General features: G+C 73.4%; 20 protein-coding genes and 1 pseudogene. 8 read left to right on the top strand and 13 right to left on the bottom strand.

Annotation, left to right across the window (positions count from 1 at the left end; all coding sequences use genetic code 11):
- Positions 1 to 4 precede the first annotated feature (4 nt).
- The 3 genes and pseudogenes from rocD to ACZ5WK_RS18675 all read right to left on the bottom strand — a co-directional run bounded on the left by rocD (position 5) and on the right by ACZ5WK_RS18675 (position 2,078).
- Complete coding sequence (gene rocD, locus ACZ5WK_RS18685) at positions 5 to 1,276, bottom strand: ornithine--oxo-acid transaminase (RefSeq protein WP_465548493.1); 1,272 nt, start codon at positions 1,274 to 1,276, stop codon at positions 5 to 7.
- Positions 1,273 to 1,416, bottom strand: a pseudogene (locus tag ACZ5WK_RS18680) (amidinotransferase); the annotation flags it as partial. The pseudogene ACZ5WK_RS18680 and the gene rocD, both read right to left, overlap by 4 nt.
- Positions 1,417 to 1,562: 146 nt before the next feature.
- The gene (locus ACZ5WK_RS18675) at positions 1,563 to 2,078 is read right to left on the bottom strand and encodes an Lrp/AsnC family transcriptional regulator (RefSeq protein ID WP_396324931.1); all 516 of its coding nucleotides are present in this window, start codon (positions 2,076 to 2,078) and stop codon (positions 1,563 to 1,565) included.
- 245 nt (positions 2,079 to 2,323) lie between these two features.
- Between ACZ5WK_RS18675 and argG the strand changes: the two genes are divergently transcribed.
- On the top strand, positions 2,324 to 3,769 hold the full coding sequence (gene argG / locus ACZ5WK_RS18670; protein ID WP_396324930.1) for an argininosuccinate synthase: 1,446 nt from the start codon (positions 2,324 to 2,326) through the stop codon (positions 3,767 to 3,769).
- A 197-nt stretch (positions 3,770 to 3,966) separates the two neighbouring features.
- Here the strand turns inward: argG and ACZ5WK_RS18665 are convergent, their stop codons facing one another.
- Positions 3,967 to 4,818 (bottom strand): SAM-dependent methyltransferase, encoded by an 852-nt coding sequence (locus ACZ5WK_RS18665; protein ID WP_465548492.1) that lies wholly within the window; start codon positions 4,816 to 4,818, stop codon positions 3,967 to 3,969.
- 355 nt (positions 4,819 to 5,173) lie between these two features.
- Between ACZ5WK_RS18665 and ACZ5WK_RS18660 the strand changes: the two genes are divergently transcribed.
- Positions 5,174 to 5,986, top strand: coding sequence for an SDR family NAD(P)-dependent oxidoreductase (locus tag ACZ5WK_RS18660; RefSeq protein WP_465548491.1), 813 nt, complete (start codon positions 5,174 to 5,176; stop codon positions 5,984 to 5,986).
- 131 nt (positions 5,987 to 6,117) lie between these two features.
- Here the strand turns inward: ACZ5WK_RS18660 and ACZ5WK_RS18655 are convergent, their stop codons facing one another.
- The 4 genes from ACZ5WK_RS18655 to ACZ5WK_RS18640 form a co-directional block, all read right to left on the bottom strand.
- The gene (locus ACZ5WK_RS18655; protein WP_465548490.1) at positions 6,118 to 6,459 is read right to left on the bottom strand and encodes a metalloregulator ArsR/SmtB family transcription factor; all 342 of its coding nucleotides are present in this window, start codon (positions 6,457 to 6,459) and stop codon (positions 6,118 to 6,120) included.
- A 69-nt stretch (positions 6,460 to 6,528) separates the two neighbouring features.
- Entirely contained in the window at positions 6,529 to 7,164 is a 636-nt protein-coding gene (locus tag ACZ5WK_RS18650) for a TIGR03086 family metal-binding protein (RefSeq protein WP_465548489.1), read from the bottom strand.
- Between the two features lie 124 nt (positions 7,165 to 7,288).
- A complete protein-coding gene (locus ACZ5WK_RS18645) occupies positions 7,289 to 7,654 on the bottom strand; it encodes a darcynin family protein (RefSeq protein ID WP_465548488.1) in 366 nt (121 codons plus the stop codon).
- Positions 7,644 to 8,561 carry an NAD(P)H-binding protein gene (locus ACZ5WK_RS18640; RefSeq protein ID WP_465548487.1) on the bottom strand — a complete coding sequence of 306 codons (918 nt, stop codon included), beginning with the start codon at positions 8,559 to 8,561 and terminating at the stop codon, positions 7,644 to 7,646. The genes ACZ5WK_RS18645 and ACZ5WK_RS18640 overlap by 11 nt, the downstream gene beginning before the upstream one ends.
- A 109-nt stretch (positions 8,562 to 8,670) precedes the next feature.
- On the opposite strand from ACZ5WK_RS18640, the gene ACZ5WK_RS18635 reads away from it, so the two are divergent.
- Positions 8,671 to 9,615: a LysR family transcriptional regulator gene (locus ACZ5WK_RS18635; protein WP_465548486.1), complete on the top strand. Its 945-nt coding sequence runs from the start codon at positions 8,671 to 8,673 to the stop codon at positions 9,613 to 9,615.
- Positions 9,616 to 9,834: 219 nt separating this feature from the next.
- Positions 9,835 to 10,740, top strand: a complete 906-nt coding sequence (locus tag ACZ5WK_RS18630; protein WP_465548485.1) for an MBL fold metallo-hydrolase — start codon at positions 9,835 to 9,837, stop codon at positions 10,738 to 10,740.
- Between the two features lie 31 nt (positions 10,741 to 10,771).
- On the opposite strand, the gene ACZ5WK_RS18625 is transcribed toward ACZ5WK_RS18630, so the two are convergent.
- Both ACZ5WK_RS18625 and ACZ5WK_RS18620 read right to left on the bottom strand, forming a co-directional pair.
- On the bottom strand, positions 10,772 to 12,076 hold the full coding sequence (locus tag ACZ5WK_RS18625; RefSeq protein ID WP_465548484.1) for a YncE family protein: 1,305 nt from the start codon (positions 12,074 to 12,076) through the stop codon (positions 10,772 to 10,774).
- Between the two features lie 434 nt (positions 12,077 to 12,510).
- Positions 12,511 to 13,413, bottom strand: coding sequence for a LysR family transcriptional regulator (locus tag ACZ5WK_RS18620; RefSeq protein ID WP_465548483.1), 903 nt, complete (start codon positions 13,411 to 13,413; stop codon positions 12,511 to 12,513).
- 323 nt (positions 13,414 to 13,736) lie between these two features.
- Between ACZ5WK_RS18620 and ACZ5WK_RS18615 the strand changes: the two genes are divergently transcribed.
- From ACZ5WK_RS18615 to ACZ5WK_RS18600, 4 genes are all read left to right on the top strand, one after another.
- Positions 13,737 to 14,285, top strand: a complete 549-nt coding sequence (locus ACZ5WK_RS18615) for a hemerythrin domain-containing protein (protein ID WP_465548482.1) — start codon at positions 13,737 to 13,739, stop codon at positions 14,283 to 14,285.
- Complete coding sequence (locus tag ACZ5WK_RS18610; RefSeq protein WP_465548481.1) at positions 14,278 to 14,757, top strand: SgcJ/EcaC family oxidoreductase; 480 nt, start codon at positions 14,278 to 14,280, stop codon at positions 14,755 to 14,757. Before ACZ5WK_RS18615 ends, ACZ5WK_RS18610 begins: the two co-directional genes overlap by 8 nt.
- Positions 14,758 to 14,866: 109 nt before the next feature.
- Complete coding sequence (locus tag ACZ5WK_RS18605) at positions 14,867 to 16,081, top strand: MFS transporter (RefSeq protein ID WP_465548480.1); 1,215 nt, start codon at positions 14,867 to 14,869, stop codon at positions 16,079 to 16,081.
- Between the two features lie 62 nt (positions 16,082 to 16,143).
- Positions 16,144 to 16,611: a MarR family winged helix-turn-helix transcriptional regulator gene (locus ACZ5WK_RS18600; RefSeq protein ID WP_465548479.1), complete on the top strand. Its 468-nt coding sequence runs from the start codon at positions 16,144 to 16,146 to the stop codon at positions 16,609 to 16,611.
- Positions 16,612 to 16,788: 177 nt separating this feature from the next.
- On the opposite strand, the gene ACZ5WK_RS18595 is transcribed toward ACZ5WK_RS18600, so the two are convergent.
- From ACZ5WK_RS18595 to ACZ5WK_RS18585, 3 genes are all read right to left on the bottom strand, one after another.
- Entirely contained in the window at positions 16,789 to 17,268 is a 480-nt protein-coding gene (locus tag ACZ5WK_RS18595; RefSeq protein WP_465548478.1) for a hypothetical protein, read from the bottom strand.
- A gap of 100 nt (positions 17,269 to 17,368) precedes the next feature.
- A complete protein-coding gene (locus tag ACZ5WK_RS18590; RefSeq protein WP_465548477.1) occupies positions 17,369 to 18,811 on the bottom strand; it encodes a GH1 family beta-glucosidase in 1,443 nt (480 codons plus the stop codon).
- A 134-nt stretch (positions 18,812 to 18,945) separates the two neighbouring features.
- Positions 18,946 to 19,836 carry a carbohydrate ABC transporter permease gene (locus tag ACZ5WK_RS18585; protein ID WP_465548583.1) on the bottom strand — a complete coding sequence of 297 codons (891 nt, stop codon included), beginning with the start codon at positions 19,834 to 19,836 and terminating at the stop codon, positions 18,946 to 18,948.
- Positions 19,837 to 19,853: the final 17 nt, after the last annotated feature.

Here is a 19,853-nt window from a genome sequence, read left to right as displayed (position 1 = left end):
GCTTCTACCCTCGGTGGCCGAGGACCGTTCCGAGAGCCGCGAGGGCCGATTCCAGCTCCTCCCGCGTGATCGTCAGGGGCGGGGCGATCCGGATCGTGGCACCGTGGGTGTCCTTGACCAGGACGCCCTCGCCCAGGAGCCGTTCGCTGATCTGGCGGCCCGTCCCGATCGCCGGGTCGACGTCCACCCCGGCCCACAGCCCGCGGGCCCGGTAGCCGGTCACGCCCCTGCCCTTCAGGGCCTCCAGGCCGCTGCGCAGGACCTCCCCCAGCTCGGCCGCGCGGCGCTGGAACTCGCCGGTGGCCAGCAGCCCGACCACGGCCGAACCGACGGCGGCCGCCAGCGGGTTGCCGCCGAAGGTGGAGCCGTGTTCGCCCGGGTGCAGCACGCCGAGGACCTCGCGGCGGGCGACCACCGCGGAGACGGGGACGATGCCTCCGCCGAGCGCCTTGCCGAGGAGCAGGACGTCCGGCACGACGGATTCGTGGTCGACGGCCAGGGTGCGCCCGGTGCGGCCGAGGCCGGACTGGATCTCGTCCGCGATCATGAGGCAGCCCGCACGCCGGGTCAGTGCGCGGACGCCGGTCAGGTAGCCGTCGTCGGGGATGACCACACCGGCCTCGCCCTGGATGGGTTCGATCAGGACGGCGGCCGTCGTCTCGTCGATCGCCGCCTCGAGTGCGGCGAGGTCGTTGTAGGGGACGATGCGAAAGCCCGGGGCGAAGGGGCCGAATCCGGCGCGGGCGGTGTCGTCGGTGGAGAAGCCGACGATGGTCGTCGTGCGGCCGTGGAAGTTGTCGGCGGCCACGATGATCGTCGCCCGGTCCGGGGCCACGCCCTTGACGTCGTACGCCCACTTGCGGGCGATCTTGATGCCGCTCTCCACCGCCTCGGCGCCGGTGTTCATCGGAAGGACCATGTCGAGGCCGGTCAGTCCGGCCAGCGCCTCGGCGAATCCGGCGAGGCGGTCGTGGTGGAAGGCCCTGGAGGTCAGGGTGAGCCGGTCGAGCTGGCGGTGCGCGGCCTCGACCAGCACCGGGTGGCGGTGGCCGAAGTTGAGCGCCGAGTAGCCGGCCAGCAGGTCGAGGTAGCGCCGGCCTTCGACGTCCTCGACCCAGACGCCCTCGGCGCGGGCGACGACGACGGGCAGCGGGTGGTAGTTGTGCGCGAGGACGGGTTCCTCCGCCCGGATGAGCTCGGCCGAGGAGCGCGCCGCCCGGGCGGGAGAGGCCGCGGTGGGAGAGGCGGAGGTGGGGGCGGTGGCGGGGGTGGTCATGCGCGGATCTCCTGGGTGCAGCACGTGATGCCGCCGCCGGCCTTGCGGAACTCCGGCCGGTCGACGGGGACGGGGACGTACCCGCGGTCGGCGGGCCGGCCGACGAGGCCGCGGGCCTGCGGGGCGACGAAGGACTCCCGGACCTCGCAGCTCGTGGGCACGGAGGGGTTCCTCCGCTTCCGGTGAGGTGGTGATCTGACGTGCCTCAACGGTAGGAATGCCCACAGCCGCGGGACAAGGCGTCTGCGCTGCTCAGGTACGCACGAATGCTGCGTTCGGCCGCCGGTCAGCGCGTGTTCGTTGCGTGGCCGGGCGCGGCCCGCTCGCCCGCCCGGCCCACACCGGCCTCCGGGCTCTCCGGCAGCAGGTGGGAGAGGACCAGGCAGCTGATCGTCTTGCGGACGAAGGGCTCGTTCCTGATGCGTTCGAGGACCTCCTCGAAGTGCCGGACGTCGGTCGCCCGGATGTGCAGCAGCGCGTCGGCGGCGCCGGTCACCGTCATGGCGGCCGTGATCTCCGGGTAGTCGCGCACGACCTCCGCGAGGCGCCTGGGCGGCGCGGCACTGTCGCAGTACACCTCCACGTACGCCTCGGTGCTCCAGCCGAGGGCCGCCGGTCGGACGGTGGCGCTGAACCCGGTGATCACGCCGTCCTTGCGCATCCGGTCGACCCGGCGTTTGACCGCGCTGGCCGACAGGCCGACCGACGCACCGATCTCTGCGAAGCTCGCCCTGGCATTCTCGATCAGGGCGTTGACGATTCGGCGGTCCAGCTCGTCGAACGGTGCTGCTTCGCTGGTCATGCTTGGTCCTCCCGGGCCGGCGGTCGGCTCCCGACCCTAGCCGGACGGGCGCGCCGCACGGGCCGCGAGAGCCGGGGCGGTGTGCCCCGCGGTCGGGCGGCGCGCGCAGCGGTTTCGGCCCGACTGCCCCGCGGTCGGCCGGCCGTGGCCGGCACGGCGCCGGGCCGGCCGGGCCTCCCGCTCCGGCTTTTTCGGAGGCATACCGTCCTCTTGCATGACCATGCGAGATCATGCATACTCTTCCCATGTCCAAGGTCCTCACCTCCCTTCCCGCCGGCGAGCGCGTCGGCATCGCCTTCTCCGGCGGCCTCGACACCTCGGTCGCGGTCGCATGGATGCGCGACAAGGGCGCCGTCCCCTGCACCTACACCGCCGACATCGGCCAGTACGACGAGCCCGACATCGCGTCGGTACCCGGCCGTGCGCAGACCTACGGCGCCGAGATCGCGCGCCTGGTCGACTGCCGCGCGGCGCTGGTCGAGGAGGGCCTGGCCGCGCTCACCTGCGGCGCGTTCCACATCCGCTCCGGCGGACGCGCCTACTTCAACACCACCCCGCTCGGCCGCGCCGTCACCGGCACCCTCCTCGTCCGGGCGATGCTCGAGGACGACGTCCAGATCTGGGGCGACGGCTCGACCTTCAAGGGCAACGACATCGAGCGGTTCTACCGGTACGGCCTGCTCGCCAACCCGCACCTGCGGATCTACAAGCCCTGGCTGGACGCGGACTTCGTGACCGAGCTCGGCGGCCGCAAGGAAATGTCGGAGTGGCTCCTCGCCCACGACCTGCCCTACCGCGACAGCACGGAGAAGGCGTACTCCACCGACGCCAACATCTGGGGCGCCACCCACGAGGCCAAGACCCTGGAGCACCTCAACACCGGTGTCGAGACCGTCGACCCGATCATGGGCGTGCGGTTCTGGGACCCGTCCGTCGAGATCGCCGCCGAGGACGTGACGATCGGCTTCGACCAGGGCCGCCCGGTGACGATCAACGGCAAGACCTTCGCCACCCCGGTCGACCTCGTGATGGAGGCCAACGCCATCGGCGGCCGCCACGGCCTGGGCATGTCGGACCAGATCGAGAACCGGATCATCGAGGCGAAGAGCCGCGGCATCTACGAGGCGCCCGGTATGGCCCTGCTCCACGCCGCCTACGAGCGCCTGGTCAACGCCATCCACAACGAGGACACCCTCGCCCAGTACCACAACGAGGGCCGGCGCCTCGGCCGGCTGATGTACGAGGGCCGCTGGCTGGACCCGCAGGCCCTGATGATCCGCGAGTCGCTCCAGCGCTGGGTCGGCGCCGCCGTCACCGGCGAGGTGACGCTGCGGCTGCGGCGCGGCGAGGACTACTCGATCCTCGACACCACCGGCCCCGCCTTCAGCTACCACCCGGACAAGCTCTCCATGGAGCGCACCGAGGACTCGGCGTTCGGCCCGGTCGACCGGATCGGCCAGCTCACCATGCGCAACCTCGACATCGCCGACTCCCGCGCCAAGCTGGAGCAGTACGCCCGGCTCGGCCTGATCGGCGACGCCAACCCCGCCGTCGGTGCCGCCCAGGCGGCCGCGACCGGGCTGATCGGCGCCATGCCGCAGGGCGGTGCCGAGGCCATCGCCTCCCGGGGCGAGGTCTCCGGTGCCGACGAGCTGCTGGACCGCGCCGCGATGGAGTCCGGCACGGACTGACCGGCCCTCCGCAGACGAAGGGGCCCGCTCTGCCGGGCCCCTTCGCCGCGTCCGTCGGCCGTCGCTGCCCTCGGCCGGTCCGTTCGTCAACCGTTCCGATCGTCGGCCGTCGCCTCTGTCGGCCGCTGGCTCTTGTCAGCCGTTGCCCCTGTCAGCTGCTGCCTCCGTCGGCGTCAACCGCCGGCTCCGCCGGGCGGTCAACGCTTGACGGCGACTCCCGCGTAGGCGGGGGCCGCCTGCTGCCAGCCCTGCGGCAGGTCCGTCTGCGGCCGCCACAGCGGCAGCTGCACCAGCCCGGGGTCGGCCAGTTCGAAGTCGCCGAAGAACTCCTGCACCTCGGGACGGGTCCGCAGGACCAGCGGGGAACTCGCCCGGCTGTAGACCCGCGTCGTCTCGGCGACCGCCTCCGCCGACATGAAGTCCTGCGTCCCGTGCGAGAGGATCAGCAGGCTGCCCGGCGCCAGCGCGTCCCGCAGCCGGGCCACCGTATCGGCGGCGCCCTCCTCGTCCCGGACGAAGTGCAGCACCGCCACCAGCATCAGGGCCACCGGCCGGGAGAGGTCGAGCGCCTCCTTCAGGCCCGGGTCGCCGAGGATCGCCTGCGGGTCCCGCAGATCGGCGTGGAGGACGGTGGTGTGACCGGCCGGGTGGTGGGCCAGGAGCGCACGCGAGTGGGTGAGGACGATCGGGTCGTTGTCGACGTAGACGACCCGGGCGTCCGGAGCCACCCGGTGGGCGACCTCGCCGGTACTGCCCACCGCCGGGATCCCGGTGCCGATGTCCAGGAACTGGCGGACCCCCTGGCCGACCGCGAACTCCACCGCGCGCCCCAGGAAGTCACGGTTGATCCGCGCCCCGAGCCGGGCGTCGGGCATGGCCGCGATGACCTTCTCGGCGGCCTCCCGGTCGGCCGGGAAGTTGTCCTTCCCACCGAGGTAGTAGTCGTACATCCGCGCCGGGTGCGGGATCCCGGTGTTCAGCTCCGTCGGCGGCTGCCACTCCCCCGTCACCGCCTGCCCCGGTCCGCCGAGCACCGCATCGTCCCACATGAGTTCTCCCCGCGATCCGTGACGTCAAGTCATCTCATCCTAACCAGGGCCTCCTTCGGCCCGCCGGGCCCCCGGGACGTCGGCATCGACCCCGGCCCGACGAGCCGGCGGGCGATCTCGTCGAAGTCGAAGGAGATGCGCCGGCTTCGACCGGCTCCGGCCCGGGTCGGGCATCGAGCCGGCGCTTCGCCGAGGCTCAACTGCCGCGGGGCGTGCGGGTGGTGAGCGAGGGCCCTGATGACGGTCCGGTCGGGCAGGGGGAGCGGGAGAACCTGCAGCCCCGGGAGCGGACCTGACGCCGCGTGAGCATAGGATCCGATGATCCGCAGACCATCGACCCCACGGAGGCACCCCCATGTCCGACCAGCGCGTCGTCGTCATCACCGGCGGCGGTACCGGCATCGGTGCCGCCACCGCCCGGCTGCTGCGTGCCGAGGGGCACCAGGTGGTGATCTCCGGGCGGCGCCCCGAACCGCTGGAGCGCGTCGCCCGCGAGACCGGCGCGATCGCCCACGTCTCCGACACCACCGACCCCGAGGACGTCGAGGCCCTCGTCGAGACCGCCGTCTCCGCCTTCGGCCGGCTCGACGGGCTCGTGCTCAACGCCGGGGTCGGCCGGGGCGGCTCGGTCGGGGACGTCACCCTGGAGGACTGGGAGCTGGTGATGCGCACCAACGTCACCGGCCCGTTCCTCCTCCTGCGCGCCGCACTGCCGCACCTGCTGCGGTCCCGCGGGGCCGTCGTGGCGGTCGCCTCCGTCTCGGCTCTGCGCAACGGGGCCGCCAACGCCGCCTACGCCACCTCGAAGGCCGCGCTGCTCCAGCTCTGCCGCTCGCTCGCCGTCGACTACGGCCGCCTCGGGCTCCGGGCCAACACCGTCTGCCCGAGCTGGGTGCGCACGGAGATGGCGGACCGCCCGATGGCCCGCTTCGCGGAGCGGGAGGGGCTGGCCGGGGGCGTGGACGAGGCCTACCGCGAGGTCACCCGGCTCACCCCGGCGGGCCGCCCCGGCGAGCCCGGGGAGGTGGCCGCGGCCATCGGCTGGCTGCTGTCGCCGGCGGCCGGCTACGTGACCGGCGCGGTGCTCACGGTCGACGGCGGGGTCACCGCCCTCGACCCGGGCACCGCGGCCTTCGACTTCCGGATCGAGCCGCGCCGCCCGCACTGACCGGGGGCCGACGCGGGATCGGCGGCGGGCGGCCCGCTCGGCGCCGGTCGGGGCCCGGGCGGCGGCATCCGGGGCGAGCCGGTGGTTCACCAGCAGCCGCCGTTCGACGACGCTGGACAGGTTCGGCCGCCTTATGTCCCCTCGTTCCCCTCGTTCTGTGCCATGGGGCGCCATTTGGTGTGGCGCAGCACGATCTGCTCGGGGCAGACGGCGCTGAGGAAGCGGCCGACGCTGGCCGCCAGGCGCTCCTCGGCCAGTGAGTAGAGGATGCGGTTGCCGTCCCGGCGCTCGGTGACCAGGCCGGCCCCCTTGAGCACGCCGAGGTGGCGGGAGATGGAGGGCGCGCTGATCGAGAACCGGCCTGCGATCTCGCCGGCCGCGAGCTCCCCGCCCCTGAGGTCCTCCAGGATCTGGCGCCTGGTCGGATCGGCGAGTGCGCGGAAGACGCCCGCGTCGTCCTGAGCTTCTGTCACCGACAATATTTAGCATCTTGGCTAAGTATCTAACAAGCACCCCGGTGGATCGGACCGCCCGACCCGGGGTCAGCCGGGCGGGGCCCAGGACGGGTCGCGGCCGGTCAGCGCGAGCAGGCGGTCGAACGGCGGTGCGTCGTCGCGGTGCGGGACGACGGGGCCGAACAGGCCGGGAACGCCGTCGGGGTTGGCCGCGGCCACCGACCGGACCCAGGCGTAGGCCGTCCCGATCGCCGGGGCCAGCCCGGGCCGGTCGGCGGGGAAGGGCCGGCCGGTGGCGGCGGCGAGGTCCCAGCCGTGGACGAGGACCTCGTCGAACACGGCTGCCCCCGCCGTGGCCGCCGGCATCTCGGCGCCGCCGACGGTCGCCGTGCCGGCCCAGGCCTCGGGCGGCTGCCAGGCGTCGGCGAGCTCGGTGAGCCGGGCGGGGATGCTCCTGCGCCAGTCGGGGCCCAGCCGGGAGGCGTCGGGCACCGGGGGGCGGCCGGCGTCGGGCCGCACGGTCCTGGTGGCGGCGTCACGGAAGGCGGTGCTGAGGCCCGCGATGTGGTCGAGCAGCTCGCCGACGGTCAGCGGACCGCACGGGGTCGGGGCGTGCAGTTGCTCGTCGCGCACGCCCCGGACGAGGCCGGCCAGCGCGTCGGCCGCCGGTCGCAGGTCGCGGCCCGGGTCCGTGGCGGCAGCGTCGGTGGAGTCGGGCGTCATCAGGCCTCCTCGGTGTGGGGGTCGGCGCTCGGACCACGATGCCACCCTGCGCGCCGGGGCGCTCGGCGCCGGCGGCCGGTGCCTCCGCGGGGCGGTGGCGGCACCGGCCGGCCGGGGAGGAGCGTCAGGTGGCGAGGGTGGCCACCGGCTCCAGTCCATAGGTGCGGGCGTAGCCGTTCTCGGTGCCCACGAGCAGGTCCACAACGTCGAAGTAGCGGTCCCAGAAGGGGGTTTCGCGCAGCGCGTCGATCAGCAGCCGGTAGGCGTCGTGGTCGTCCGCCTCCCAGACCCAGATGTCGGTGACCCGCGCCGAGTAGAACTCCGTGTCGTAGAAGCGGGAGCGGACGCCGCGGGTGCGGGCCTCGATCACCGGGACGACCTGGGTGGTGAAGGCCCGGACGCGTTCGGCCACGGTCATCGCCAGCCACTCGGGCGTGGTCTTGACCAGCATGAACGCGGTGACCGGCGGCTCGGTTCGGTCAGTGGGCATCGGCTGCCTCCGGTTCGGCGAGGACGGCGGGCTTGAGGGTCTGCGCGCACCACTGCGCGAATCCGGTGGCCGGGCCCGCCTGCGGCGAGCGGTCGACGCCCGAGTCCAGGCCCTCGTCCTTGGCACGCTTCATGTCGACCATGCCCTCGACGAACGCCTCGTTGAGGCCGTAGCCGAGCATGGTGGACCGCAGCTCGTCGAACGGCTGGCGCCGGTAGCGGACCGGACGGCCCAGCTCCTCGGTCATGATGCGGGCCAGGTCGTCGGGCGACAGGTCCTGCGGGCCGAGTACCGGAACACTGCCGACGCCGGCCCAGGAGCGGTCCAGCAGCAGCCCGGCCGCCGTCGCGGCGATGTCGGCGACGGCCACCAGCGGGGCGGGACGGTCCGCGGCGGCGGTATCGGTGAAGACGCCGTTCTCGCGGATCGAGTCGGCGTCCTCCAGCAGGTTCTCGAAGAAGGACGGGTTGGCCAGGGCGCGGTAGGCGACGCCGGAGCCGGCGATCAGGTCGTCCATGGCCAGGGAGGCGGTGACGAGCCCGGCGCGGGCGGCCTGCGGGGTGCCGCGGCCGAGCGCCGAGACGCCGACGACGTGGCCGACGCCGTGGGCGGCGAACGCCCGCGCGGCCGGGCGGGTGAAGCCGCTGTACGCCTCGTCGGGCGTGGTCGAGGCGTCCGGCGGCACCAGCCAGAAGACGGCGTCGGCCCCGGTGAAGGCGCGCTCGACGGTCGCGGCGTCGCCGTGCGAGCCGGTGACCACCTCGACCCGTCCGCGCACGGCCTCGGGGAGCCGGGCAGGATCGCGGACCACGACGCGCAACTCCTCTCCGCGTGCGGGCGCGGCCTCGACCAGCAGCGACAGCAGCCGCCGGCCGATGTTCCCGGTGGGGGCGGTAATGACGATCATGAAAACCTCGCGGTCTGTTTCGGATCGGTACGGCCCCCTCATCGTGGCGACCCGAACCGGATTGCCACAATGGGAACTTCAGCATCCAATCATTGCCTGAAACGGAATAATGCCGGTGAGCAGCCCAGTCCCGAACCTCGACGCCAACCTCGCCGTCGCCCTCGACGCCCTGCTGACCGAGCAGAGCGTGACCCGTGCCGCCGCGCGGCTGCACACCTCCCCCGCGGCGATGAGCCGCACCCTGGCCCGGCTGCGCCGGGTGCTCCAGGACCCGCTGCTGGTGCGGGCAGGACAGGCGATGGTGCCCACTCCCCGCGCCGAGGCGCTGCGGGACGAGGCCGCCGCGGTGGTGCGGCGGCTGGAGGCACTGCTCACCCCGAGCGGCGGGATCGACCCCGCCGCCCTGCGGCGCACCTTCACCGTCCAGGCCTCGGACCTGGTCGGCGCGGCGCTGGCGCCGGGTCTGCTCGGGCTGGCCCGGCGCCGGGCACCGGGCGTCTCGCTGCGGGTGCTGGCCGAGGAATGGGAGGCGGGCCCCGCGCTGCGCGAGGGCCGGATCGATCTGGAGATCGGGGCCATCGACCACGTCGACCCGGAGACCCGGGTCGACGAGCTGACCACGCTGCGGATGGCGGCCGGCGTCAGGGCCGGGCACCCGCTCGCCGAAGGAACCCTGACGCCCGCCAGGCTGGCCGCCGCCGAGCACGTGGCGGTGAGCCGGCGGGGACGCTTCACCGGCCCGCTGGACGCGGCCCTGGCCGAGCAGGGGCTCAGCCGGCGGGTCAGCGCCGTCCTGCCCGGACATCTGGCGGCGATGGCGCTGGCCGCAGGCGGCGATGCGGTCTGCCTGGTGCCGACCGCGCTGCCGGGTGAGCCCCCGTCACCACTCAGCGACGCGGCGCACGCGCTGGGGCTGCGCCTGCTGGAAATCCCGCTGCCGCTGCCGCCACTGACGATCGGCATGGCCTGGCATCCGCGCCACACCGCCGACGGGGGCCACCAGTGGCTGCGCGACGCCGTGCGCCGGGTACTCCGTCCGGCCCGGGATGAATAAGCCGACGGTGCCGCTCCGCGATCCCCGGGTGCCCGGTCACAGGCCCGGACCCGACCGCGGCCGGAGGCCCGGGGCGGTGGGAGCCGGGCATGCCCGAAGGGGCGCCGCGCGCCCGCCGCGGTGCCTGGTAGGTTCGCGAACGGCGGCCCGCAGTCGGGCCGCCGCCGGCGGGGCAGGTGCCGCACTCGGCCGGCGAGGAGGACGCCCACGGGAGACCGCATGACCCCCCGCCAGCAACCGGCCGACTTCACGAGCCCGGTCGACTTCACCGACCAGGCCGCGCACCTCGCGGGGCGCTCGCTCGACGTGCGCTGGATCCACGGCTCCGAGTCGGCGAAGCACAACACCGACCCCGAGCTCCAGGTCCACCACTACGACGAGCACACCGTCATCCTGCGGCAGAACAAGGCGGTCAACTACGAAGCGCCCTTCCTGTTCCTGCTGTTCGGCAACGAGCGCGCCGTCCTGATCGACACCGGGGCCACCGCGTCGCCCGCGTACTTCCCGCTGCGCCGCGTCGTCGACGAGCTGGTCGCGGACTGGCTCGCCCGCCACCCGCGCACCGGTTACCGGCTGCTCGTCCTGCACACCCACGGCCACGGCGACCACATCGCGGGGGACGCCCAGTTCGCCGACCGCGCGGACACCGAGGTGGTGGACGCCGGGCTCGGCACCGTCCGGGCGTTCCTCGGCCTGGGCGACGACCCCGACGAGCCGGCCCGGCTGGACCTCGGCGGCCGGGTGCTCACCTGTCTGACGAGCCCCGGCCACCACGAGGCCGCGATCACCTACTACGACCCGTTCACCGGGTTCCTGCTCACCGGCGACACCGTCTACCCGGGCCGCCTGTACGTCGCCGACTGGGACGCCTACGTGGCGACGATCGACCGGCTGATCGCCTTCGCGGCCGACCACCCGGTCAGCCACGTGCTCGGCTGCCACGTCGAGATGACCGACCAGCCGGGTGTCGACTACCCGATCCGCTACACGTACCAGCCCGACGAGCCTCCCCTGCAGATGACGGTCGGCCAGCTGCACGACGTCCGCCGCGCGCTCGACGAGGTGGCCGGCCGGCCCGGGCGGCACGTCTTCGACGACTTCCTGATCGTCCACCACACCGATTGACGTGGACGGGTGACGCCGGGACCGGCCGCGCTCACGCTCCCGAGGGGCCGGTCCAGTCGGCCGGCACATGGCCGAGGCGCACCCGCTGCGGGTGGTCGCCGACCGGCACGGAGACGGTCTTGCGCCCGGTCGCGAAGTCGATCGCGGTGACCTGGTCGGCGCCGCTCTCGGAGATCACACAGGCCGTGCCGTCGCCGTTCACCGTGGCCCAGTACGGCTTCGAGGCGGGCACCAGCGGCCCTTCCTGGAGCGTGGCCCGGTCGACCACGGTCGCGTAGTCGTCCATGGTGCCCGCGACGCACAGCTTGTCACCGGCCGGACTCATCGACAGGCCGTGGTGGCGCGAGTCGTTGACCCAGGTGGTGCGGTCCTCGCTGGTCGCCGGGTTCTTCGGCAGGGTCTTGACCCGGGTGATCCGGTCGGCGGCGACGTCGTACTCGACCACGCCGTTGAAGAAGGACACCTGGAAGTAGAGCGTCGATCCGTCGGGGGTGAACGCGGCCGGGCGGATCGCGTCGGAGAGGTCCGAGCGGCCGGCTGCGTCCAGCCGCTCCCGCATGTCGATGATCCTGACCGGCGCGTACGTGGCGGCGTCGACCACGGTGATCCGGCGGTCGCCCTTCGTCCAGTCCAGCCACGGCGCGTCGAGGGCGGTGTTGACCTCGCCGATCGACATGTTCCAGATCTGCCGCCCGCCGTCGGTGAAGAGGTTCTCGTGGGGCTTGTCGCCGGTCTGGAAGGAGCCGAGCTGCGCGCCGGTGCGGACGTCGAGCACGTGGACCGTGTTGGAGGTGGAGGCGGAGACCGCCACGCGGGTGCCGTCCGGGGAGAGCGCCATGTGGTCGGAGCGGTAACCCGACACGGGGAAGCGCCAGTTGATCCGCCCGGTGGCGAGGTCTATGGACACCACGTCGGCGAAGCTCGGGCGGGAGACGACCACGGCGGATCCGTCCGGGGTCGAGTACATGTCGTCGACGAACTGGTCGTGCCCCTCGCCCGGACCCAGCCGGATGCCCAGGAAGTAGGCGAGCTTGACGGGGTTGAGGTAGATCTCGGCGAGCCGCTGGTCCTTGTCGGGGACGACGTTGACGCGGCCGATCCTGGCCAGGTCGCCGGTGGAGCGGATGACGTCCGCGGTGCCGTCCCAGTTGTTGCCGACGAACATCACCTCGCGCAGGGCGGCGCCTGCGGGTTCGGGTGCGGCGCCGGCCGTCGCGGCCGCCGGGGCGATGGCGGCGAGGGGCAGGACGAGGGCGGCCGCGAGGGCGCCCAGGGCCCTGGCGGGCCGGGATCGGCGGGACGGGACGGAGTCGGACCGGGGCTCTTGCGGGGACATCGCCGCTCCTTCGCGGGTGCGCAGAGTTCGGAAGCAAGGTCGGAAAGCAGGGAATCGGAAAGCAGGAGCAGGAGAGCAGGCACACGAGAGCAGGCACAGGGGAGCAGGCACAGGAAAGCAGGCACACGGAGGGCAGGCGCCGGACAGCAGGGGTGCGGGGGCAGGCGTCGGAGCGCGGGTCGGAGGCGGTGTCGCCGAATCGCGTTACTCGACGGTAAGGACGGCGCCCACGCCCTGCCAAGACGTCGGTCGCCACCAATTGGCCGGAGGAGGCCGGTGCGGCGCGGTGCGGGCGGTGCCGTGCGGTACGGGCCGTGCGGTACGGGCGGTGGGGCGCGGTACGTGAGGTGCGGGCGGTGCAGTGCAGTGCGGTGCCGTGCGGTGCGCGACCCTCGCGCCGCGACTCCCCTGCGCCCCGCAGGCGCCTCGACGACTCAGCCGGTCCGCGGGGCGTGGGCTGCGCCGAACTCGGCGGCCGTGTCGAGGAAGGCGCGGAGGCGGGCGGGCTCGGTGGCGGTGGGCCAGACGAGGGCCCACTCGGTGGGTGGGGCGTCGTGGATGGGGATGAAGGCGATGCCGGGTGGGGTGTAGTAGCGGCGGACATGGCCGTTGACCGGGCAGACGATCTGGCCGGTGGCGAGGAGGGAGAGGAGCTCGTGGAACGTCCCCACGGAGTTGCCGCGCGGTATCGGGCGCCCGCTCGGGGTGTACTTGGGGATCATGGCCTCGATCCAGTATTCCGGGACGCGGGGCCCGCCGTCGAGCACCAGCCGGCCGCCGAGGTCCTCCAGGGAGACGGACTCACGGCCGGCGAGGTCCGAGCCGGCCGCGACGCCGAGGACGCGGCCCTCGGTGAAGACGGTGGGGCCGACACTGAGGTCCGCTTCGTGCACGGGGCGCCAGGCCACCTGCACGTCCAGCTTGCCGGCCCGCAGCAGGCTGAAGGGGTCGCTGAAGTGGTACTCGACGACCTGGACGGTGCACTCGGGGTACCGGGCCTCGAAGGCGCTGATGATCGGGCGCATCTCGTTGCCGATGACCCCCATGACCCCCAGCCGGAGCGTGCCCCGCACGCCCAGTGCGGCGTCGCTGGCGCGGGCCAGCCCGGCGTGGATCAGGTCGTAGGCCTGCTGCAGCTCGACCCGCAGGATGCGTCCGACGGGGGTGAGCGTGACCGTGCGGCTGGTGCGGTCGAACAGGGCGGCGCCGATGCGGCGTTCCTGCTTCTTGATGGCCTGGCTGACCCGCGCCTGGGAGATGTGCAACCGCTCGGCGGTACGGCCGAAATGAAGTTCGTCGGCCAGTGTCAGAAAGATCTCGATATCGCGCAGTTCCACGGCTCCCCCGCCCCTCACGTGCGATAACCCCGGAGTTATCGATCGGCGCGCGAAGTCTACGTTGATCGCCGAAGTACTGCGGGTGGAAGGTGGGGGAGTCCACGGAAGCACGTCCGCCGCGATTCCCGGTCGGCGCAACTCGCCTTTCCGGAGACCTCATTGACGTCCCGTTCCCGCCTGTTCCGAGCGGCGTCCGGCCCTTGCCCCGGCCTGCCCGTTCAACGGGCGACCGACCGATCCCCCGAAGGAGACAACGTGTCCGTACGCGTGACGGAACCCGCGAGCGACCCGCCGGACCGCGCGAGGGCGGAGGACGGCCGGCCGTGAACGACAAGCTCGACATGGCGGCGATGCACGCCATGCACGAGGTTCTGCGACGCGGCCTGCACGGCATCGCCGAGGCCGTGGCCCTGCCCGGGGACGACCCCCGGGACGGCCTGCGCACAGCGGGCGTCTGGGAACCCTTCAAGGAGGCGCTGCGCGTCCACCACAGCGCCGAGGACGACGCGCTCTGGCCGGTCCTGCGCCGGGCGCTGAACGGCCGGCCGTTCGACCTGGCGCTGCTGGAGGCGCTGGAGGCCGAACACCTCGCGATCGACCGGCTGATCGGGGCGATCGACGAGGCGCTGGCCGATCCGGCCGCCGGTCCGGACCTCCTCGCCGACCTCGCCGGCTCGCTCGTCGCGGGAGTCGGCGGCCACCTCGGCCACGAGGAGCAGGCGGTGCTCCCGCTGGTCCAGGCCCTCGTGACGGAGGAGCAGTGGGCGCACTTCGGCCGGGTCCACGCCCGGCGAGCCGGGCCGGACACCTCCACGGACCTGCCCGTGGCGCAGGCCGATCGACGACACGAACGGGGTTTGCACGATGAATGATCTCTCCCAGCGGGACCACGACCTCGCGGCCATCCGACGGCTGGTCGCCGAGGCCGAGGAGTACCAGAGCGACCCGGCCCGCTTCATCCCGCTCCACACGGCGGACGTGAGCGTCGTCAACTTCGGGGGCCGGCGGGTGGCCGGCCGGGAGAGCCTGGCCCGGGCGATGACCGCGGCACTGGCATCGCCGCTCGCGGACGTGCTGACGAGGACCGAGATCGACGACATCCGCTTCATCGGCCCCGACACGGCGATCGTGGCCTGCGTGAAGCACGTCTTCGACCACCGGGAGCCGTCACCCGACGACGGACCCGGCGTCCGCCTGCCCGCCACCCGCACGGGGCGTCTCACCTATGTCGTCGTCAGGCAACTCGATGGCGAAGAGGGCCAGTTCGGCCGAGCAGGGGACGGCTCGGCAGCCGGGAGCAGCTGGCTGATCAGCAGCGCGCAGACCACCCCGGTCATGGCCTGACCCCGACGGCACCCGCCGCCGGCTCTTCCCCCTGCACCCCACGACCCTTGTCCGCTGACGGGCCGGCGGCTGCTTCCGCCTGCCCGCCACCACCCGAGGAACGCCTCACATGACGACAGTCGAATCCGCCCGGGCGACCACCGCCGGCACCGATCCGGCCCCCGGCCCGGACGCCGTACCCCTGCGACGATGGCTGGCCCTGGTGGCCGTGGCCGTCGGCACGTTCGCCATGGTGACCGCCGAGCAGCTGCCGATGGGCCTGCTCACGCCCATCGGAGGCGCGTTCGACGTCTCCGAAGGGGTCGCCGGCCTCATGGTGACCGTGCCGGGCCTCGTGGCGTCCGCCGCCGCGCCGCTGCTGCCCGTACTGATCGGACGCCGGGACCGCCGGACCGTCCTGATCGCACTGCTGGGCCTGATGGCCGCGGCGAACCTGCTCTCCGTGACGGCACCCGACTTCGTCGTGCTGCTGGGGGCCCGCTTCCTCATCGGCATCAGCATCGGCGGATTCTGGGCGCTCGCCGCGGGCATCGCCGTCCGGATGGTGCCGGACGCCTTCGTCGGCCGGGCGACGGCCATCACCTTCGGCGGCGCCACGGCCGCCAACGTGCTGGGCGTGCCGGCCGGCACCTTGATCGGGGAGTTCAGCGGCTGGCAGACGGCCTTCGCGACCGTCGGCGGGCTCGGCCTGCTCGTCGTCGCCGCCCTCTTCGTCCTGCTGCCGGCGATGCCCGCCACCGAACCGGTGCGGCTGGCCACACTCGCCGCGCAGTTCCGCAACCCCGCGGTACGGGCCGGCGTGCTGACCACCTTCCTGCTCGTGGGCGGCCACTTCGCGGCCTTCACCTTCGTCAGCCCCATCCTGCAGGACGTCTCCGGCATCAGCCCGGGCATGGTCGGCCCGCTGCTGCTGGCCTTCGGCGTCGCCGGCATCGTCGGCAACTTCCTCGTCGGCGCGGCCGTGGGACGCGACATCCGCAGCATCGTCATGGCCATCGGCCTGGCGCTCGCCGTGATCCTGGCGCTCTTCCCGCTCGTCGGCACGGCGCCGGTCGGTGGCGTCGCTCTGCTGATCGGCTGGGGGCTCGCCTTCGGCGGCGTCCCCGTGAGCGTCCAGACCTGGATCCTGCGGTCCGCGCCCCGCGACACCGAGGCGGCCACCGCCCTGAACACCTCGGTGTTCAACCTCGCGATCGCCCTCGGGGCGCTGGGCGGCGGGCTCATCGTCGACGCGGCGACCCTCACCACCGCTCTCTGGACCGGCGCGGGGATCGGCCTGCTGACCGCCCTGACGGTCTGGTACGCCCGCCGGACCACGCTCTGACCAACAGCCCGCCACCTCCATCACCCACTCGCAACACCACCTCACCGAAGGAGCACACCACCGTGGAAACGCACGAGTACACGCAGCAGGAGCTGGCCGCGGAACCGGTCGCGTACTGGACCGGCGTCGCCTACGAGGAGATCATCGCGTTCATCCGGCGCCAGCAGGCCGAACTCGGCTTCACCCAGCCGCAGTACTGGATGCTGCGGCACCTGTCGCGCAACGACATCTCCAAGGACGGTCACGGCATGACCGTCCCCGAACTGGTCGACGCCACCGCGTCGTACCTGCGGCCGGAGGACGACCTGGACGCGGAGGCCGCGGTGCTGCTGGAGCGCGGCTGGGTCTCCCGGGACGACGACGGACGGCTGTGGATCACCGAGGCCGGCGACGCGGCCCGGGCCGGCCTCAAGTCGCAGGCGCCCGCCATCCGGGCACGGATCCACGAGGGCATCGACGATGCGGACTACGCGGCGGCCCTGCGGGTGCTGCGGCGCATGCTGCGCAACGTGGGAAGCCCGCTGGCCTGACCGGACGCCAACGAGTGCGGAGGCGGCCGCCGGACGGGGCCGACGCACCGGGGACGGGGCGCGGGGGTGGGTCCGGAGGGGAGGGCCACCCCCGCGCCCCGCGTCGGCGCGGCGCGCCGCCGTCACGGCCACGGGTGGGGCGCGGTCACGGGTGGGGCGGTCACGGGTGGGGCGCGGTCACTCGAAGCCCAGCGGCCCGATGCCGAGGTCCTCGCGCATCAGGCCGCGCATCCGGGCCATGGCGGTGCGGCGCCGGGCGATCAGGGGCGCGTCCTCGACGGAGCCGACCGCCACCCCGCGGGCGTAGGCGTCGCGGATCCGGCGCAGGCTGAGGAAGGCCTCGTTGCCGGCCGTGACGACCGGCGGCGGCCCGACCAGCCAGAGGCGTTCGCTCGCCGTGTACAGGCCGGTGCTCCGGAAGGCCTCCCGCACGGCCGCGTCGCGCGCCGCGTCGGAGCGATGGTCGCCCAGCGCGACCGCCCGGATCTCCTCACCGGCCGCCTTGAGCGCGGAGACGAACTCCGTGTACACCTCGCGCCGGACGTCCAGCGCGTGCCGGGCCTGCTCGCGCCGCCAGCGGTTGCGGTCGGCGATCAGGGTGGCGGTGATGCCGATACCGGCACCGGCGAGCGTGGAGAGCAGGGGCATCCAGTCCATGGGCCGCAGCCTGGCCAAGTCACCGCCTTCGCGCCAGTGGCTTTTCGGCTCTCCTCCCGGCCGGGAGGACTCTCCTCCCGGCCGGGCCGCGGTCGGCCGCTCAGGCCGCAGGCCCGAGCCTGCCCGTGCGGATGACCTCGGCGTACCAGCGGGCGCTGTCCTTGGGGGTGCGGCGCTGGGAGGCGAAGTCGACGTGGACGACGCCGAACCGCTTGCCGTAGCCGTACGCCCACTCGAAGTTGTCGAGGAGGGACCAGAGGAAGTACCCCCGCACGGGTGCGCCGGCGGCGATCGCCCGGTGGACGGCGGTGAGGTGGGCGTGCAGGTAGGCGATCCGCTCGGGGTCGTGCACCGCGCCGGCCGGGTCGCTGTAGTCGTCGTAGGCGGCGCCGTTCTCGGTGACCAGCAGCGGCAGGCCGGGCAGCTCGTCGCGGAGGCGGGTGAGCAGCTCGTACAGGCCGTCGGCGTCCACCGGCCAGCCCATGGCGGTGCGTTCGCCCTCGGCGGGCAGGAAGCGGATGCCCCGGTCGGCGGGCCACGGGGACCGCTCACCGCCGTGGCCGTCCTGGCGGGGGGCCGGATCGGCCGGGTCGTCGGCGGCGACCACGGTCGGGGTGTAGTAGTTGATGCCGAGCGCGTCGATCGGGCGGGAGATCTCGGCGAGGTCGCCGTCCCGGACGAAGGACCAGTCGGTGACCTGCGCGGTGTCGGCGAGCACATCGGCCGGGTAGCGGCCGTGGAAGACCGGGTCGAGGAAGATCCGGTTGGCCAGGCCGTCGATCCGCCGGGCCGCCTCCCGGTCCGCCGGTCCCTCGGTGAGCGGGCGGACGGCGGCCAGGTTGAGGGTGAGCGAAACCTGTGCGGCGGCGGGGAGTTCGGCGCGCAGCGCGCCGACGGCGAGGCCGTGGGCGAGCAGCAGGTGGTGGTGGGCGGCGAGGGCGGCGGCCGGGTCCGTACGGCCGGGGGCGTGGACGCCGCTGCCGTAGCCGAGGAAGGCGCTGCACCAGGGCTCGTTGAGCGTCGTCCAGGTGCCGATCCGGTCGCCCAGCCGGGCGGCGGCCAGCGCCGCGTACTCGGCGAAGCGGTGGGCGGTGGCCCGGTCCGTCCAGCCGCCGCCCGCGGCGGAGACACCGTTGCCTGGAGTCTCCAACTCCTGTGGCAGGTCCCAGTGGTAGAGCGTGACCACCGGGGCGATGCCGCGCGCGAGCAGTTCGTCCACGAGCCGGTCGTAGAAGTCCAGACCGGCCTTGTTGGCCGGCCCGCTGCCGCCGGGCTGGACACGCGGCCAGGCGAGCGAGAACCGGTAGGCGGGCAGGCCGAGTTCGGCCATCAGCGCGACGTCCTCGCGGTAGCGGTGATAGTGGTCGGTCGCGACGTCGCCGGTGTCTCCGTTGCGGACTCGTCCCGGTGTCCGGCTGAAGGTGTCCCAGATGGACGGGGTGCGGCCGTCCTCGGCGGCCGCACCCTCGATCTGGTAGGCGGCGGTGGCCGCGCCCCAGACGAAGTCGGAGGGGAACGTGAGGGGCGGGGCGTGGTCGGTCATGTCGCCTTCCGGGGTCGCGGGTTCGGGGGCCGGCCGTCGGTCCGGGGTCGTGGGTCGGGACCGCCGGTCCGGGGTCGCCGGTTCTCAAGGGTGTGGCTTCTCGGGGTGGTGGGTCCGGGTTGCGCCTCCGGGGTTCAGCCCTTGACGGCGCCCTGCATGATGCCGCCGACGATCTGGCGGCCGAGCAGGCCGAAGACGAGCAGGACGGGGAGCGTGCCGATCAGGGCGCCGGCCAGGACGATCGACTGGTCGGGTACGTACCCCTGGCCGAGCGACTTCAACGCGACCTGCACGGTGGGATTCTGGGAGCTGAGGGCGACGATCGGCCAGAAGAAGTCGTTCCAGGTGGCCATGAAGGTCAGCATGCCCAGCACCGCCATCCCCGGCCGGGCCACCGGCAGCACGATCGACCGGAAGATCCGCAGCAGCGAGGCGCCGTCGACGCGCCCGGCCTCGACCAGCTCGTCCGGCAGGGCCTGGATCAGGTACTGGCGCATGAAGAACACACCGAAGGCGGAGACCAGCGACGGCAGGATCACCGACGGCAGGGTGTTCTGCAGGTCGAGGCGGACGATCAGCATGAACAGCGGGATCACGCCGAGCTGCGGCGGGATCATCATGGTGGCGACGGTGACGGCCAGCAGCAGCCCGCGGCCGCGGAACCGCAGTTTGGCGAAGGCGAAGCCGGCCAGGGTGGAGGAGAGCACCACCCCGGCCGTGACGGTGGCCGAGACGATCAGCGAGTTCAGCAGCGCCTCGCCGATCGCGGCCTGCTGCAGGGCCTCACCGATGTTGTGCAGCAGGTTCGGCCCGGGGGTCAGGGCCGGTGCGGCCGAGCTGAGTTCGGCGTTGGAGCGACTGGCGGCCACCAGCGTCCAGTAGAACGGGAACGCGAACACCAGGGTGGCGGCGATCAGCACCGCGTAGGTGAGTGGGCCGCCGTGCAGCGGCGAGCGGGGGGCCTTCCGGAGGCTGGAGCCTGTTCGGGGGCCCGGGCCCTTCCGGAGGCGGCGGGCCGGCCGGATCCGGGAGGCGGGCCGGG

The organism is Kitasatospora sp. NPDC032757 (assembly GCF_055579305.1).
The sequence above is the reverse complement of the archived record's forward strand: the minus strand, read 5'-3'. Positions and strand labels throughout refer to the sequence as shown.

What these genes read in the sequence shown, in the direction of transcription:
- ACZ5WK_RS18645 (WP_465548488.1), bottom strand. Translation starts at nt 7,654, where the DNA reads ATGCCCACTGACCGAACCGAGCCGCCGGTCACCGCGTTCATGCTGGTC.
- ACZ5WK_RS18605 (WP_465548480.1), top strand. Translation starts at nt 14,867, where the DNA reads ATGACGACAGTCGAATCCGCCCGGGCGACCACCGCCGGCACCGATCCG.
- ACZ5WK_RS18595 (WP_465548478.1), bottom strand. Translation starts at nt 17,268, where the DNA reads ATGGACTGGATGCCCCTGCTCTCCACGCTCGCCGGTGCCGGTATCGGC.
- ACZ5WK_RS18630 (WP_465548485.1), top strand. Translation starts at nt 9,835, where the DNA reads ATGACCCCCCGCCAGCAACCGGCCGACTTCACGAGCCCGGTCGACTTC.
- ACZ5WK_RS18665 (WP_465548492.1), bottom strand. Translation starts at nt 4,818, where the DNA reads ATGTGGGACGATGCGGTGCTCGGCGGACCGGGGCAGGCGGTGACGGGG.
- ACZ5WK_RS18635 (WP_465548486.1), top strand. Translation starts at nt 8,671, where the DNA reads ATGCCGGTGAGCAGCCCAGTCCCGAACCTCGACGCCAACCTCGCCGTC.
- ACZ5WK_RS18675 (WP_396324931.1), bottom strand. Translation starts at nt 2,078, where the DNA reads ATGACCAGCGAAGCAGCACCGTTCGACGAGCTGGACCGCCGAATCGTC.
- ACZ5WK_RS18640 (WP_465548487.1), bottom strand. Translation starts at nt 8,561, where the DNA reads ATGATCGTCATTACCGCCCCCACCGGGAACATCGGCCGGCGGCTGCTG.
- ACZ5WK_RS18650 (WP_465548489.1), bottom strand. Translation starts at nt 7,164, where the DNA reads ATGACGCCCGACTCCACCGACGCTGCCGCCACGGACCCGGGCCGCGAC.
- ACZ5WK_RS18625 (WP_465548484.1), bottom strand. Translation starts at nt 12,076, where the DNA reads ATGTCCCCGCAAGAGCCCCGGTCCGACTCCGTCCCGTCCCGCCGATCC.
- argG (WP_396324930.1), top strand. Translation starts at nt 2,324, where the DNA reads ATGTCCAAGGTCCTCACCTCCCTTCCCGCCGGCGAGCGCGTCGGCATC.
- ACZ5WK_RS18590 (WP_465548477.1), bottom strand. Translation starts at nt 18,811, where the DNA reads ATGACCGACCACGCCCCGCCCCTCACGTTCCCCTCCGACTTCGTCTGG.
- rocD (WP_465548493.1), bottom strand. Translation starts at nt 1,276, where the DNA reads ATGACCACCCCCGCCACCGCCCCCACCTCCGCCTCTCCCACCGCGGCC.
- ACZ5WK_RS18660 (WP_465548491.1), top strand. Translation starts at nt 5,174, where the DNA reads ATGTCCGACCAGCGCGTCGTCGTCATCACCGGCGGCGGTACCGGCATC.
- ACZ5WK_RS18610 (WP_465548481.1), top strand. Translation starts at nt 14,278, where the DNA reads ATGAATGATCTCTCCCAGCGGGACCACGACCTCGCGGCCATCCGACGG.